Genomic DNA, 14,543 nt, shown 5'->3' on the forward strand with positions numbered 1-14,543 from the left:
GACTCCCCCTCCTACTCGATTTCTCAAGGCACGAAGCGCCTTTACTTACAGCTTACGGCGTATAGCTTACAGCGCTGAGCTGGCCGAAGGCCGGCTCAGTCCCTCAGGCTGATGATTCGCCAGCCCCGGGCCTCGGCCACCTCGCGCAGGCTGGGGTCTGGGTCCACCGCCACCGGGTACCCCACGAGCTCCAGCAGCGCCAGGTCGTTGTGGGAGTCGCTGTAGAACCAGGCGTCATCCAGGGTGTGCTCCTTGTCGGCGAGCCACGCCTCCAGCCGCACTACCTTGCCCTCGCGGTAGCTGGGCGTGCCGCTGACGCGCCCGGTATAGCGGCCGTCGACGACCTCGGGCTCCACGGCGATCAGGTCGTCCACCCCGAGGCGCTCAGCGATGGGGCCGGTGATGAAGCGGTTGGTGGCGGTGACGATCAGCAGGGTATCACCGCGGGTGCGGTGGCGGGCCAGCAGCTCCTCGCCCTTGGCCAGGATATGCGGCTCGATCTTGCTGGCCATGAACTGCTGGTGCCAGGCGGCGAGCTGTTCGGGGCTGTTCTCGGCCAGGGGGCGGAGCGCCACCTCGAGGAAGGCGTGGATGTCCAGGGTGCCGGCCTCGTAGTCGGCCAGGAAGCGGTCGTTGGCCTCGCGGTAGGCCACCGGGTCGACGGCGCCCTGCTCGAGCAGGAACTCGCCCCAGGCATGGTCGCTGTCGATCGACAGCAGGGTGTTGTCCAGGTCGAAGATGGCCAGGCTCACGGCGACTCCAGGGTTGCGATGACGGATGAAGGAAGGCGGCGAAAGCCGGCGATTATGGCAGATGCCGTGGCCCCCTGCATCCTGCGCCGGAAGGCGTATTGATGCGCTTCGCGCCCTTGTGGAAGAATGGCGTCAATACTGTTTCAGACAAGGTGAAGTCCGTGATCGACGCTGACGGCTTTCGCCCCAACGTTGGCATCATCATCGCCAACGACGCGGGGCAGCTGCTCTGGGCGCGTCGGGTAGGGCAGAACGCATGGCAGTTTCCCCAGGGAGGCATCAAGGCGAGCGAGACACCGAAACAGGCGCTTTTTCGAGAGCTGCATGAGGAGATCGGCCTGACCGCCGATGACGTCGAGATACTCGCCTGTACCCGGGGCTGGCTGCGCTACCGCCTGCCGCGACGCATGATACGCACGCATTCCCGGCCGGTGTGCATCGGCCAGAAGCAGAAGTGGTTCCTGCTGCGGATCCGGTGCCAGGAGAGCCGCATCTGCATGGACCTCTCCGGCAAGCCGGAATTTGATGGCTGGCGCTGGGTCAGCTACTGGTACCCGCTGGGGCAGGTGGTGCCCTTCAAGCGCGAGGTCTACCGGCGCGCCCTGAAGGAGCTCTCCCCCCGGGCCCAGCGCCTGGCGCTGGGCCATGGCTGAGCCCGGCACGCCGTCGGGCCGAACCCCGGCCGGGTGAGGGAGTCACATGGCCGGGGTTCGACGTTTCCGTCGTGACCTCTGCCGCTACCGCCACGCCGCTCAATATACGACGTATAACAACAGGAAAAACGCGCGCCATGCTCGAGGTCTTGCGCCGCATCATCCAGGAAGTCAACGGGGCCCGCAGCCTGGAGGCGGCGCTCTCCACCATGGTGCGTCGCATCCGCAAGGCGATGCAGACCGATGTCTGCTCCTTCTACTTGTTCGACGAGGAGCTAGACCGCCTGGTGCTGATGGAGACCATCGGCCTGCGCGCCCAGGCGGTGGGCCAGGTAACCCTGCCCATCGGCGAGGGGCTGGTGGGCCTGGTGGCCCGCCGCGAGGAGCCGCTCAACCTGGAGGACGCCCAGGCGCATCCCCAGTTCCGCTACTTCGAGTCCACCGGCGAGGAGCGCTACTCCAGCTTCCTCGGGGTGCCCATCATCCACCAGCGTCGCATGCTCGGGGTGCTGGTGGTGCAGCAGGCCGAGAAGCGCCGCTACGGCGAGGAGGATGAGGCCTTCCTGGTGACCATGGCCGCCCAGCTCGGCGGGGTGCTGGCCCACGCCCTGGCCACCGGCAACCTTACCCGCCCGAGCCTCGAGGGCCAGGTGCGGTTCAAGGGGGTGGCCGCCTCGCCGGGCATGGCCATCGGCGAGGCGGTGGTGATCGCCCCGCCCGCCGACCTCGACAGCGTGCCGGACCTGATCCCCACCGACGTCGACTACGAGATCGCCCGCCTCAAGGAGGCGATCGGCCGCGTGCGCGAGGAGATCCGCGCCGCCGGCGAGCGCCTGGCCAACCGCATCTCCGCCCAGGAGCTGGCGCTGTTCGAGGTCTACCAGCAGATGCTCAGCGAGGCGGCCCTCTCCCAGGAAGTGGAGAAGCGCATCCGCGAGGGGCAGTGGGCGCCGGGGGCGCTGGCCGACGTGGTCAAGCGCCACGTGCAGTACCTCGAACGGGTCGACGATGACTATCTGCGCGAGCGCTCCGCCGACGTGCGCGACCTGGGCCGCCGGGTGCTGGCCCACCTCCAGGAGGAGACCCCCCAGACACCGGACGTCTATCCCGAGCGCACCATCCTGGTGGGCGACGAGCTGAGCGTGGCGCTGCTTGGCGAGGTGCCGCGGGACAGGCTCGTCGGCCTGGTCTCGGTGCGCGGCTCCAGCACCTCCCATGTGGCGATCCTGGCGCGCGCCATGGGCATCCCCACGGTGCTGGGCATGGTCGACCTGCCGCTGCCGCGCCTCTCCGGCGCGCGGGTGATCCTCGACGGCCATCGCGGCCGCCTCTTCGTCCGCCCCGGCCCGGAGCTGCTGACCCACTACGAGGGGCTGATCAGCGAGGAGCAGGCGCTCGCCGAGGTACTCGAGCACGAGCAGCACCTGCCCAGCCGCACCCCGGACGGCCACGACATGCCGCTGATGGTCAACACCGGCCTGGCGGTGGATGCGGTGGCCCAGCTCAAGCCGCGCATCAGCGGGGTGGGGCTCTACCGCACCGAGGTGCCCTTCATGGTCACCGAACGCTTCCCCGGCGAGCAGGAGCAGACCCGCCTCTACCGCGACCAGCTGGAGAGCTTTTCACCACTGCCGGTGGTGATGCGCACCCTGGACATCGGGGGCGACAAGGACCTGCCCTACTTCCCCATCGAGGAGGCCAACCCCTTCCTCGGCTGGCGCGGCATCCGCGTGACCCTGGACCATCCCGAGGTGCTGATGGTGCAGCTGCGTGCCATGCTGCGCGCCTCCCAGGGGCTCGACAACCTCCAGGTGCTGCTGCCCATGGTCACCAACGTCGACGAGGTCGACGCCGCCCAGCGCCTGCTGGAGCGCGCCATCGTCGAGCTGGGCGAGGAGGGGGTGACGGTGCCGCGGCCGCGGGTGGGGGTGATGATCGAGGTGCCGGCGACCCTCTACCAGCTCGACGCCCTGGCGGCGCGGGCCGACTTCTTCTCGGTGGGCAGCAACGACCTGACCCAGTACCTGCTGGCGGTGGATCGCAACAACCCGCGAGTCGCCGACCTCTACGACGCCTGCCACCCGGCGGTGCTCTCCGCCATGGCGACCCTGGCCCGGGAGTCGAGGCGGCTGGCGATGCCGGTCTCGGTGTGCGGCGAGCTCGCCGGCGACCCGGCCGGCGCCCTGCTGCTGATGGGCATGGGCTTCGATGCGCTCTCCATGAACGCCCCCAGCCTGCCCCGGGTGCGCGCCGCCATCCGTCGCGTCACCCGGGAGAGCGCCGAGGCGCTGGTGGCCCAGACCCTGCGCCTCGACTCCCCCGGCGAGGTGCGTCGCCATCTCGACCAGCGCATGGGGGAGTGGGACCTCGCCCACCTGTTGCCACCCCGCGATTGACCCGGCCTCGTTGCTGTAGGAGCGCGATTTATCGCGCGATGTTTTGGACAACGCCGAATAATCGCCCGATAAATCGGGCTCCTACGTCTGGATTCGCGTCTCACCCTCTGCCACTCCCCCCGGCCCGAAGCGTCGCTCGCCGATCTCGATACTCCCGCTGGCGTGCCAGCTCACCCAGGTCATGGCGCGGGTGCCGTACTGCTCGCCGATGATAAAGGGGGAGGAGAGGGTGCGCTCCAGTTCTAGCCCCACGCCGGTATCCGGCAGGGCGTGTTCATCGGCGGGGTGCGGATCGGCCATCGCCGCCAGGGCGTCATCCGGCCAGCGGCCATGGTGCAGGGCGCTGGCCAGGCCCTGGCGGGCGTCGATCAGCTTCGGCCAGGGCGTGTCGAGGGCGGCGTTGGAGAGGCCGTGGATACCGGGCGGCACTTCGCGGAGCGCGGCGCCTTGCCTGCCGCGGTGCAGGTGCCACAGCCGTTCGCCGTCGCCTGCCAGCAGGTTGAAGCCGGCATAGCGCAGTGCCTCGCCGCTTTCCAGACGGGCCAGCCAGGCAGGCAGGTCAGGGTGGGTGAGGGCATCATGGACCAGGCCGCCGCGGCTCGGTGCGCCATCGGGCACACGCTGCTCGGGGTCGCGCACGTTGGTCACCGCCGCGAAGCGACCGCGGCAGTGCACCGCCAGCCAGGTGCCGCCGGCCTCCAGGTCGCGCCCGCCGATGATCTCGGGGGCGTCGTCCCAGGCGGCCAGCGGGGCGGCGGGGCGGGCGTGAAACTCGTCGCGGTTGGCGACCAGGCGCAGGGGCCAGGCGCTGCCGGGGCGGTGGTCGAAGGCAATCAGGCACATGCGGCCAGCTTAGCGGCTCGGCGCCGGCCGGGGAAGCGTCCGCCATGACAGCGCCCACGGGCCGGCGTACACTCGTGCGATACCTCGTTAACGGCCAGGGATGACGGATGCGAGACGCCTATCGGCGCCCCCGGCGCCTTCCACCACTCATCGTCATGGCGCTACTGTTCCAGCTGCTCCTGCTGCTGGCCGGTGGCGCTATCCTGCTGTTTGGCCCCGGCGGCTCGGCAGCCTGGCTGATGGCCCTGCTGCTGGTTGCGAGCCTCAATCTGATGCTGGTGGTGCTGCAGCCCTGCGGCTGGACGAGCGACCCGCAAGCCGATCTGCCCGCCGAGGCCCCCGAGCAACGCCGGCTCGTGCGCGACTCGGTGGCCGAGCCCTCGGCGGTCGAGGAGCGGTTGCGGCGTCGGGTGAGCGACCTGGAAGACGACCTCGCACACCGTGAGCAGCGACTCAGCCGCCTGGCGGCCGGACGCGAGAGAGCTCGCGAGGAGTCCCGGCTCAAGTCGGACTACCTGACCCTGATGAGCCGCGAACTGCAGCGGCTACGCCTGCGTATCGATCAACTGGCCGGCGAGCAGGCGCCGACCCCGGAGGCCGGTCTGCGCATGGCCAGTGAGCTGCGCGAGCGTCTTGCCGACCTTGGCGAGCTGCTCGAGGGGCTGGCCGGTGAGCGCGAGCCGCCGTCGCCGCGTCCGGCCGAGCGCCCGGGGCGGGTTCTGATCGTCGACGATGGCCCGGTCAACCTGGTGCTGGCGCGTCAGGTGCTGGAGCGCGAGGGGCTCGAGGTCACCGCCGTGACCTCGGGGGCCGAGGCCCTGGCCCTGCAGGAGCAGGAGCACTTCGACCTGGTGCTGATGGATATCTTCATGGAGGGCATGGACGGCATGGAAGCGAGCCGGCGCTGGCGCGAGCAGGAGCGCGCGGGCCAGGTCGCCGCCGGCAGCGTACTGGTGGCGCTGACCGCCAATGCCAGCGATGCCGATCGCCGGCGCTTCGCCGAGGCCGGGCTGGACGACTTCCTGGCCAAGCCCTATCGCCCTCAGGAGTTGGTCGAACGGGTCACCCGCTGGCTGCCCGAACGCTTGGTGGAGGTTGGTGTCTTGTGAGCATGTTGTTGGTCTTCATCGGCTACCTGGCGTTGGGTGCCGTCGCCGGGACGCTGGCCGGCCTGTTCGGCGTGGGTGGCGGGTTGATCATCGTGCCGGCGCTGGTCTTCGCCTTCGGCCTGCAGGGCGTGCCCGCGGAGGTCACCATGCACCTGGCGGTGGGCACGTCGCTTGCCACCATCGTGGTCACCGGCGCCTCCTCGGCCTGGGGCCATTATCGCCGCGGCAGCATCCATCGCCAGTGGTTCCTGTCGCTGTTGCCCGGGCTGCTGCTGGGAGCTGTGGCCGGGGTGTTCGTCGCCGATGGGCTCTCCGCGGGCAGTCTCGGCACCCTGTTCGGTATCTTCGTGCTGGTGATGGCGGTGCGCATGGCGCTCTCCCGCGGGCCGCGCCTCGGCAGCGTGGCACCGGGGCGGGCGGTGATGGCCGCCGCCGGCGGGGTGATCGGTGGCGTCTCGGCGCTGTTCGGTATCGGCGGAGGCACCCTCTGCGTGCCCTGGCTGACCCGTTGTGGCGCGCCGCTGACCCAGGCCGTGGGTACCTCCGCCGCCTGCGGCATTCCCATCGCCCTGTTCGGGGCGGCTACCTTCATGGTGCTGGGTTGGGGCAATGCCCTGCTGCCCGCCGGCGCCGTGGGCTTCGTGATGTCGCCGGCCCTGCTGGGTATCGTGTTGGCCAGCGTTCCCTGTGCCCGCCTCGGGGTGTGGCTCGCCCATCGCCTGCCGGCCAGGGTGCTGCGCCTGGCCTTCGCTGGCCTGCTGGCTGGTGTCGGCCTTACCTTCGTTCTTTAGCTTTAAGCTGTAAGCTATAAGCTTTAAGAAAAACCCAATGCCGTCAGTCTTGGTGGCGAAATTCTACGCGGCCTACGGCTATATAAGGACTCGCATGCTCAGCTATCCCGACATCGACCCCGTAGCGATCTCTCTGGGCCCCTTCCAGGTGCACTGGTATGGCCTGATGTATGTGGTGGGCTTCGTCGCCGCCTGGTTCCTGGGGCGTCGTCGCGCCGCGCGCATCGGCCTTACCCCCGACGATATCGGTGACCTGCTGTTCTACGCCGCCCTGGGCGTGGTGCTGGGCGGCCGGCTGGGCTATGCGCTCTTCTATGGCCTCGACCAGTGGCTGGCCGACCCATTGTGGATCGTGCGGGTGTGGGATGGCGGCATGAGCTTCCACGGTGGCCTGCTCGGTGTGCTGATCGCGGCCTGGTGGTTCGCCAAGAAGAAGCAACTGGCCTTCTTTACCCTCACCGACTTCGTCGCCCCGCTGGTGCCCATCGGTCTGGGGGCCGGGCGCATCGGCAACTTCATCAACCGCGAACTGCCTGGGCGCGTGACCGAGATGCCCTGGGGCATGCCGTTCCCCGGCCTCGGGCCCGAGCCGCGTCACCCCAGCTCGCTCTACGAGGCGCTGCTGGAGGGCGCGGTGCTGTTCGTGGTGCTGTGGTTCGTTACCGCCACCCCGCGCCGCCGTGGCCTGGCTTCGGGACTCTTCCTCGCACTCTATGGTGCCTTCCGCTTCCTGGTCGAGTTCTACCGCCTGCCGGATGCCCATATCGGCTACCTGGCCTTCGGCTGGTTCACCATGGGCATGCTGCTGACGCTGCCGATGATCGCCGGTGGCCTGGCGCTGATCGCCTGGTCGCGCCGCCAGCCCGTCGATGCCCGTATCGGCACCCCGTAGGAGAGCGATTTATCGCGCGATACGCTAGAATTCGCTCCCTGCATTCATCAGCCAGAGAACACCGTGACCGACGAAACCCTGCCCGCCCTGGAACAGCCCTACCTCGACCTGATGCGCCAGGTGCTCGACTACGGCGTCGAGCGCGATGACCGCACCGGGGTGGGCACGCGCTCGATCTTCGGCCACCAGATGCGCTTCGACCTGGCCCGTGGCTTTCCGCTGCTGACCACCAAGAAGCTGCACACCCGCTCGATCTTCCACGAGCTGCTGTGGTTCCTGGCCGGCGACACCAATATCGCCTACCTGAAGGAGCACGGCGTGCGGATCTGGGACGAGTGGGCCGACGAGAACGGCGACCTCGGCCCGATCTACGGCTACCAGTGGCGTAGCTGGCCCGATCCGCGCGGCGGCCATGTCGACCAGATCGCGGGTCTGCTCGAACAGCTGCGGGTGAATCCCCGCTCGCGGCGGCTGATCGTCTCCGCCTGGAATCCCGCCCAGGTCGACGAGATGCAGCTGCCGCCGTGCCACTGCCTGTTCCAGTTCTACGTAGCCGAGGGGAAGCTCTCCTGCCAGCTCTACCAGCGCAGCGCCGATATCTTCCTGGGGGTACCCTTCAATATCGCCAGCTACGCGCTGCTGACCCAGATGATCGCCCAGGTGGCGGGTCTCGAACCCGGCGAATTCATCCACACCCTGGGTGATGCCCACCTCTACCTGAACCATCTGGAGCAGGCCGAAGAGCAGCTGTCTCGCACCCCTCGACCGGCCCCCCGGCTGGTGCTCGACCCGAGCATCGATGACCTGTTCGCCTTTGGCATCGAGCATATCGCCATCGAAGGCTACGATCCCCATCCGCATATCAAGGCCGAGGTGGCGGTATGAACCAGTCAGACCTCCTGAGCGATGACACCCTCGTTCCAGTGGCCATGATCGCCGCCATGGATCGTCGGCGGGTGATCGGCGTCGATAACCAGCTGCCCTGGTACCTGCCCGAGGACCTCAAGTTCTTCAAGCGCATGACCCAGGCCAAGCCGCTGGTGATGGGGCGCAAGACCTTCCAGTCCATCGGCCGGCCGCTGCCCGGGCGGCTCAATATCGTGGTCACCCGCGACACCGGGTTCGCCCACGACGGCGTGCGGGTCTGCCACGACCTGCCCTCCGCCCTGGCGCTGGCCGACCAGCAGGCCACCATCGACGGGGTGGAGGAGATCATGGTGATGGGCGGCGCCGAGATCTACGCCCAGGCGCTGCCGCATGCCAGCCGCCTCTACCTCACCGAGGTGGCGATTGAGGTGGCGGGCGATGCCCACTTCCCCGAGCTCGACCCCGCCGAGTGGGAGGAGGTGCAGCGCGTGCCGGGCAACCCCGCCGAGGGCCAGCCTGCCTACGACTTCGTCGAGTATCGCCGCCGCGAGGGCTAGCGCCGCGCGGCTGTCGGTGGCTAACGACATTTGTCACGCGCCGGCATCTGGCACAGACTGCATGGCAGTGTCCGTTTCACGCGCCTGGGAGGAGACCGGTTTGGCCGAGCAACGCCTACACTCGCTGCTGGATGCCCTGGACGGGCGAACCCGATCGCTGCTGCAGCACCTGGCCCTCGAGCGCGAGGCGCGCCGCCACGCCGAGGCCGTGCAGGGCGAGCTGGCCCAGCGCCTCGCCGAACTGGAGCGGCAACTGGCCGAGGCCGAGGCCACGCGCCTGGAACTCGACGAGGTGCGCCGCGAGCTCATGGAGGAGAATCGCGAGCTTGACGAGCAGAACAGCGAGCTGGAGGCCCACAACCGCCATCTCCACGAACGCCTGGCCGCCGGCGAGCCCGCCGAGGGCGGCTTCCGCCCCGGGCGCCGCTCCCAGGGCCTCTCGGCGCTGATCGGTCGGCGCCCCGCGCCGGCACCTGCCTCGGAAGCCCCCGTGGGAGCCCGATTCATCGGCGATAAGAGTGCCGCTGCTGGACCGGATGCTGATGCCAAGGGTGTCTCATCCCCTGTGGAAACCCGATCTGTTGGCGATCAGGCCACCTCAGCTGGCGCCGAGGGCTCGCCTGAATCGCCAAGCGCTCGCCAGGATTCCCTGGCCATCGGCGAGGCCCCTTCCCCCCAGGCACTGCTCGCCGAGTGGTACCAGCGCTACTCATCGACCTTCTTCAAGGGCCATACCCGGCCGCTCAAGGTCGGCATCCACGAGGAGCTGACCGCGCGCGAGCCCTGGTCCGAGAAGCTGGTGCGCCGGGCGCTGGCCTGCTACGTCAACCTGCCGCGCTACCTCAAGTCGGTGCGCGAGGGCGCCGAGCGCCTCGACCTGGCCGGCGAGCCGGCGGGGCGGGTGGATGCCGCGGCCGCCGAGCATGCCCACAAGAAGCTCGAGCGGCTGCAGGCCGAGCGCCGCCAGAAGGGCCGCCCGGCCCGGCAGCGCGGCAGGAAGGGGGAAGCCGCCAAGCGCGGCAAGCGCTCCGCCGAGGCACCCCGGCCTGACGCGGCCAGTACCGCCGCTCCCTCCTCGAACCGGGCTCCGGCCGCGGCCGAGGGTGCCGGACATGGCACCGCGCCGGGCCGGGAACCCGCCACCCTGGAAGAGAAGCTCTCCGCGCTGCTCGCCAAGCACAACCAGCGTTGATGCGCTGACTTGCTCTCGTCATATTCGCGGGGCATGATGAACTCGCCCGTGGCGCCAGGTGCCTGATTCGCTTGACGGATCGCCGTGGCTGGCCGAGCGGGTAGCGGGCACGCCGGGATGGCGCCCGAATCGCAAGGGCAGGAGGAGACGCGGGAGAACGGTGTTCGCAGCGAAGGAAAACAGTGTTTTTTCTTGTTGCGTTCCCGTATATCTCGGTATAGAGTTCTTCTTGCGAGCATTGGACTATAACAAGGCTTTGCCGAGGTCCGGCTCGCGCGCTGCCACCTCCCGGGAGGGAGCCTGCAGGCACGAGAACCGGCACCAAGACCGGCCAAGCCCGCTGACCCGCTCACCAAGAACGGGCAGCCACGATCGAAACAGCAAGCTAGTCAATAAGGAACCATCGCAATGAAAAAGACACTGTTAGCGACTGCTATCGCCGGTGCCCTGGCCGCTTCCGGCGCCCAGGCCGCCACCATCTACAACGAAGATGGCACCAAGTTGGATCTGTATGGCAACATCCAGTTGGCCTACTCGTCTGTAGAAAATGGTGAGGGCAGCACCGAGGATGAACTGTTCGACAACGGTTCTACCGTGGGTATCAACGCTTCTCACATGATCACGCGTGACCTGACAGCCTACATGAAGGCAGAGTGGGAGCACGATGTTGATGAAGCTAAAATCGATGACGGTATTGAAAACGGTGATCAGGCCTACGTTGGTGTTAAGGGCAACTTTGGTGACCTACGCGTTGGTTCTTGGGACCCGATAATTGATGACTGGGCACAAGATAAAATCACCAACAACGAGTTCGTTGACGTTTCAGACTCCTCTACTGATGCTGCTGGCCTTGCTAGTGCAGCCGGCTTCAGCTCTATCGACCGTGAAGGCGACAAGGTTCAATACGCCTCGCCAAGCTTCGGTGGCTTCGACTTTGCATTGGGTGTCCAGTACAAAGGTGATGCAGAAGACGAGTCTGGCTTCTCGCCTGTTGAAGATGGCTATACTTCTCAAGACGATGAAGCTGCCTTCTTTGGTGGCGTTCGCTACACCGTTGGTGGTCTCCAGCTGGCAGCAATCTATGATTCCCTGGATAACTACACGTTCGAAAGCGCTGCAGGTGATCTGGAAGCAGAAGCATACGCACTAAGCGCAGTTTACGGTTTTGGTGCTACTACGCTGGCCGCTAAGTACGAGCGTACTGATCTAGATTATGGCAGCGATGACGGTGAAGTGGACCGTTACGGCCTAAGCGCCCGTCATGGCTTCAACTTCGGTGACGTTTACGGTGGTTACCAGTTTGTAGATGCCCAAGACGCTGCTTACATTGTTGATGACAACGCGGGTACTTTTAACAACGCGGGCACTCTCGATACAGGTGGTGATGAAGAGTATAACGAGTTCCTGATCGGTGCTACCTACAACCTCAGCGCCAGCATGTACCTTTGGGCGGAAGCCGGCGTTTATGATCGTGAAGAAGACGCAGATGACTTCGTTGCTACAGGTGTTCTTTACAGCTTCTAAATCTTGTTCCTCGCGAACAAAGCTGTAATGATCGAAGCCGGCCCTTTGGGTCGGCTTTCTTGTATGCGGATTTTATTGGGTATCAAAGGAGAATAGTCATGGTCAATCGGTATGTGATCGGCCTCGGCGTAGTGCTGGTAACCACCAGTTTGCCGCTATGGGCGCAAAGCCCTGCCGAGCAGCGTAGTCTTGAGGCTGCTAGTCAGGTGGACATTTCAAAGTTCCTTTCTTCACAAACCGACGCGCGCAGCCGTACTTTTCCTTTTCGTGGCGAGCACACCCATACCTTTACGGTGACTGACACCGGGCAGTATCAGTTAGTCAGCAATCCCGTGGGAGGGGATAGCGATTATCGTATTTCCGCCTCGCTAACCGATGAGCAGGGCAATGTGATTCGACAGGAAGATGCCTTCGGTCGTAGTGGTGGGCTGGAAATGACCGTGGAGTTGGAGCCAGGTGAGTACACGCTTGCTACCGAGGCGCGTAAGATGGGATCAGCCAACTCTGGTGCGAACGGCTATTTGATTCAAGTAGTAGGGCTGGATGCGTCAGGCAATCGCGTAGCGCAAGGCGAAAGCGGCATTGATGATGGCGATGATGCCATTTTTGGTCAGGCAGGCGACACGGGTTCAGTGTTTGTTAGGCCGGGAGCTGCATCGGTGGCTCTTGGCAGCGACAAGCGCGGCAGTGAACAACAGGCCGCATCGGAAACGCTTGCTCAGCAAACAGATGACGCAGGCGGCAGTGATGATACGCTCGATACCATTCTGGCCGACGTGCGGATTGCCTTTGAGGGTGAGGTTGTCACCTTTACGCTCGATGAGCCAAGCAACGTTCAGATTGACAGCTCTACCTTTCCAGGCAACGAAGGTAGTTACCGCCTAGAAGCGCGTTTACTGGATGCTCAAGGTAACGTGGTCGCACAAGACCAGGGAACGGCTGTCGCGGGCGATTTTGCTATCAGCCAACAGTTAGAGCCCGGTGAGTACCGCGTATGGGTGGATGGGCGTCGGATCGGGTCGGCCCATGGGCGCGATTCGACCTACCAATTGCGTGTTGAAGTTATGCAATAACCCCGTATTGTGATTGCTTTTCGTCTTGATGGTACAGGGGAAGCCCAGTCACGCTGGGGCCGAGGGTGCCGGCGAGGGCTTCGATGGCGACGTCGACATGACCACCGAGTGGCCCCCGGCCGCTATCGCATTCGCGTGCAGGGCCAGAAGTTCGGGTCAGCCAGGACGGGTGTGAACAACTACGAACTCAAGGTGCAGCAGCTGGATCGTCGGTAGGGCTCGGCCCTCGGGTCCCGCATTCCGCCATTCGATCGGGACCACCAAAAAGCGCCCCGGCCAGTCTCTGGTCGGGGCGCAATCGATCGAACCTTCTCTTCTGTTCAGGCCGTCATCATCGGGCCGTCATCCGAGAGCTCAGAAGCTGTACTTGACCATGCCCTGCAGGCGCACCGCGTCGCCGTCGCGGCCGTCGACCACCTCGCGGGTATGGTAGGCCGCCTCGATGCCGTAGCTGACGCGCTGGATCGGTGACCAGATGTAGTTCAGGTGTACCGCCTCGAACTGCTCGTTGGCGCCTTCCACCCCAGCAATACCAGCTTCGCGGGCATCATCCAGATCCGCCTTGGAGATACCGTAGCCCAGGTTGATGGCACCGGGGCCAGCAGCCAGGCTCATGCCCACGTTGGCACCCCAGGCCTCGATGGTCTCGATGCTGTCGCCCTCCAGGTAGGCAGGCGCTGAGGGGTTGTTCTGCATATATTCGCCGATGCCGTCCCCCCAGGTCAGCGCGCCTCGCAGGGTCAGCGTTTCGGTGGCGGGATAGCGAGCCGCCAGGTTGAGGCCATAGCCGGTGGCGTTGTCATCGACGCCGTTGACCTCTTCGACTTCCAGCTGGCGGGCCATGGCAGAGGCGGAGTAGTGCAGGCCGGCGGCCTGGTTCTGATAGCGCAGAGTCAGATCGGGCAGGCCGGTCTTGGCGCCTTCATGCTCGGTGTAGATGCCGCGGTTGGGGTTGAAGCTGGAAGCGACGCCGTCCCGGTAGTCTTCCGGATCCGGATTCTCCAGGGCGACGTGCCAGTTGTTGAAGGAGTAGCGCAGCTGCGCCTTGCGGCCCACCTTGCTCTGGCCCGGCTGGGGCGCCAGGTCGATGGTCGGAGTCTTGCCCAGCAGGCTGCCGAAGTTGGTCCAAGTCTTGCCCGCCGTGATGCCGTTCCAGCTGCCGAAGGCGTGACGCAGGCGCAGGTCGCCGCCTTCCGGGGCGTTGTCGAACCAGTCCACCTCGACCAGGGTAGTCAGCTGGCTGCCGCCCACGGGGGTGGCGGTCTTGAAGCCCAGGCGGCTCTGATAGGCATGCAGGGTGGTATGGCCGTCGCTGCCCTCCTGGCCGTCGATCAGGATACGCGGCCGCGCGGCCAGGTCGCCGAGCTCGTTGTCGACGTCGTAGATCATGTCCAGCTTGGCGTAGCCGTAGACGCTGGCCTTGGTGTCGCCGACCTCGAAGTCGACGGCGTGGGAGGCTGAGGCGATGGCCAGCGCCAGGCTGCTGCCGGCGAGCAGCGTGGCGTGCTTGAGGCGGATGGGAGCGATCATTGGCTTTTCCTTCTTGCGGGACGCCCGGTGGGCGGAAGCGGCTCGGCAGCGCTGGCGGGTTCCCTCGATGATTCCGCTTGCCGCCGATGGTTGTCATGCTAACCACCCCGGCCCCCAGGGCCCACCGCCATGGGGCGGGAAAAGCTTGATATGGGTCAAGGCTTGGGAAGATCCGGGGATCCCCGTGATTTTCGTGGAAAATCCTGTTGCAGCGAGGGGTTAAGAAGGAATTAACGCCATGCCGTGGGTCATGGAGATGACGGGAAGGGGGCTGGTTAAACCAAAAAGCCCGGGCCAGTGGCCGGGGCGGAAGGATCGAAGCGTTCTGCTTGTACTGTCGGTGCTATCACCATGATGGCGGGGC

The 14,543-nt window shown here is 66.0% G+C and carries 13 protein-coding genes; 10 read left to right on the top strand and 3 right to left on the bottom strand.

From position 1 onward, the window contains the following. Nucleotides 1-95 precede the first annotated feature (95 nt). Nucleotides 96-752: an HAD family hydrolase gene (locus Q673_RS25770; RefSeq protein ID WP_023005565.1), complete on the bottom strand. Its 657-nt coding sequence runs from the start codon at nt 750-752 to the stop codon at nt 96-98. 161 nt (nt 753-913) lie between these two features. Between Q673_RS25770 and Q673_RS25775 the strand changes: the two genes are divergently transcribed. Further along, complete coding sequence (locus tag Q673_RS25775; protein ID WP_023005566.1) at nt 914-1,405, top strand: RNA pyrophosphohydrolase; 492 nt, start codon at nt 914-916, stop codon at nt 1,403-1,405. A 137-nt stretch (nt 1,406-1,542) separates the two neighbouring features. Further along, nucleotides 1,543-3,801, top strand: a complete 2,259-nt coding sequence (gene ptsP, locus Q673_RS25780; protein ID WP_023005567.1) for a phosphoenolpyruvate--protein phosphotransferase — start codon at nt 1,543-1,545, stop codon at nt 3,799-3,801. An 81-nt stretch (nt 3,802-3,882) separates the two neighbouring features. Here ptsP and Q673_RS25785 read toward each other — a convergent pair whose 3' ends face one another. Continuing rightward, nucleotides 3,883-4,644 (bottom strand): NRDE family protein, encoded by a 762-nt coding sequence (locus Q673_RS25785; RefSeq protein ID WP_023005568.1) that lies wholly within the window; start codon nt 4,642-4,644, stop codon nt 3,883-3,885. A gap of 107 nt (nt 4,645-4,751) precedes the next feature. Between Q673_RS25785 and Q673_RS25790 the strand changes: the two genes are divergently transcribed. The 8 genes from Q673_RS25790 (at nt 4,752) to Q673_RS36500 (ending at nt 12,649) form a co-directional block, all read left to right on the top strand. Then, complete coding sequence (locus Q673_RS25790) at nt 4,752-5,753, top strand: response regulator (protein ID WP_023005569.1); 1,002 nt, start codon at nt 4,752-4,754, stop codon at nt 5,751-5,753. Between the two features lie 2 nt (nt 5,754-5,755). Beyond that, a complete protein-coding gene (locus Q673_RS25795; protein WP_442778053.1) occupies nt 5,756-6,544 on the top strand; it encodes a sulfite exporter TauE/SafE family protein in 789 nt (262 codons plus the stop codon). 94 nt (nt 6,545-6,638) lie between these two features. Then, nucleotides 6,639-7,436, top strand: coding sequence for a prolipoprotein diacylglyceryl transferase (gene lgt, locus Q673_RS25800; protein WP_023005571.1), 798 nt, complete (start codon nt 6,639-6,641; stop codon nt 7,434-7,436). 111 nt (nt 7,437-7,547) lie between these two features. Further along, complete coding sequence (locus Q673_RS25805) at nt 7,548-8,321, top strand: thymidylate synthase (protein WP_052004218.1); 774 nt, start codon at nt 7,548-7,550, stop codon at nt 8,319-8,321. Further along, a complete protein-coding gene (locus tag Q673_RS25810) occupies nt 8,318-8,860 on the top strand; it encodes a dihydrofolate reductase (RefSeq protein ID WP_023005573.1) in 543 nt (180 codons plus the stop codon). Before Q673_RS25805 ends, Q673_RS25810 begins: the two co-directional genes overlap by 4 nt. Nucleotides 8,861-8,960: 100 nt before the next feature. Next, nucleotides 8,961-10,052, top strand: coding sequence for a ProQ/FINO family protein (locus tag Q673_RS0118320; protein ID WP_023005574.1), 1,092 nt, complete (start codon nt 8,961-8,963; stop codon nt 10,050-10,052). A gap of 408 nt (nt 10,053-10,460) precedes the next feature. Then, the gene (locus Q673_RS25815; RefSeq protein WP_023005575.1) at nt 10,461-11,576 is read left to right on the top strand and encodes a porin; all 1,116 of its coding nucleotides are present in this window, start codon (nt 10,461-10,463) and stop codon (nt 11,574-11,576) included. Between the two features lie 98 nt (nt 11,577-11,674). Further along, entirely contained in the window at nt 11,675-12,649 is a 975-nt protein-coding gene (locus tag Q673_RS36500) for a hypothetical protein (protein ID WP_152527092.1), read from the top strand. 354 nt (nt 12,650-13,003) lie between these two features. On the opposite strand, the gene Q673_RS25820 is transcribed toward Q673_RS36500, so the two are convergent. Further along, nucleotides 13,004-14,179: a hypothetical protein gene (locus Q673_RS25820; protein WP_023005576.1), complete on the bottom strand. Its 1,176-nt coding sequence runs from the start codon at nt 14,177-14,179 to the stop codon at nt 13,004-13,006. Nucleotides 14,180-14,543 lie beyond the last annotated feature (364 nt).

The organism is Halomonas sp. PBN3, assembly GCF_000475415.1.
Classification (GTDB): domain Bacteria; phylum Pseudomonadota; class Gammaproteobacteria; order Pseudomonadales; family Halomonadaceae; genus Halomonas; species Halomonas shengliensis.

Coding starts and splice junctions, on each gene's coding strand:
- Q673_RS25790 (WP_023005569.1), top strand. CDS start 4,752: ATGCGAGACGCCTATCGGCGCCCCCGGCGCCTTCCACCACTCATCGTC.
- ptsP (WP_023005567.1), top strand. CDS start 1,543: ATGCTCGAGGTCTTGCGCCGCATCATCCAGGAAGTCAACGGGGCCCGC.
- Q673_RS25795 (WP_442778053.1), top strand. CDS start 5,756: ATGTTGTTGGTCTTCATCGGCTACCTGGCGTTGGGTGCCGTCGCCGGG.
- Q673_RS25785 (WP_023005568.1), bottom strand. CDS start 4,644: ATGTGCCTGATTGCCTTCGACCACCGCCCCGGCAGCGCCTGGCCCCTG.
- lgt (WP_023005571.1), top strand. CDS start 6,639: ATGCTCAGCTATCCCGACATCGACCCCGTAGCGATCTCTCTGGGCCCC.
- Q673_RS36500 (WP_152527092.1), top strand. CDS start 11,675: ATGGTCAATCGGTATGTGATCGGCCTCGGCGTAGTGCTGGTAACCACC.
- Q673_RS25810 (WP_023005573.1), top strand. CDS start 8,318: ATGAACCAGTCAGACCTCCTGAGCGATGACACCCTCGTTCCAGTGGCC.
- Q673_RS25805 (WP_052004218.1), top strand. CDS start 7,548: ATGCGCCAGGTGCTCGACTACGGCGTCGAGCGCGATGACCGCACCGGG.
- Q673_RS25820 (WP_023005576.1), bottom strand. CDS start 14,179: ATGATCGCTCCCATCCGCCTCAAGCACGCCACGCTGCTCGCCGGCAGC.
- Q673_RS25815 (WP_023005575.1), top strand. CDS start 10,461: ATGAAAAAGACACTGTTAGCGACTGCTATCGCCGGTGCCCTGGCCGCT.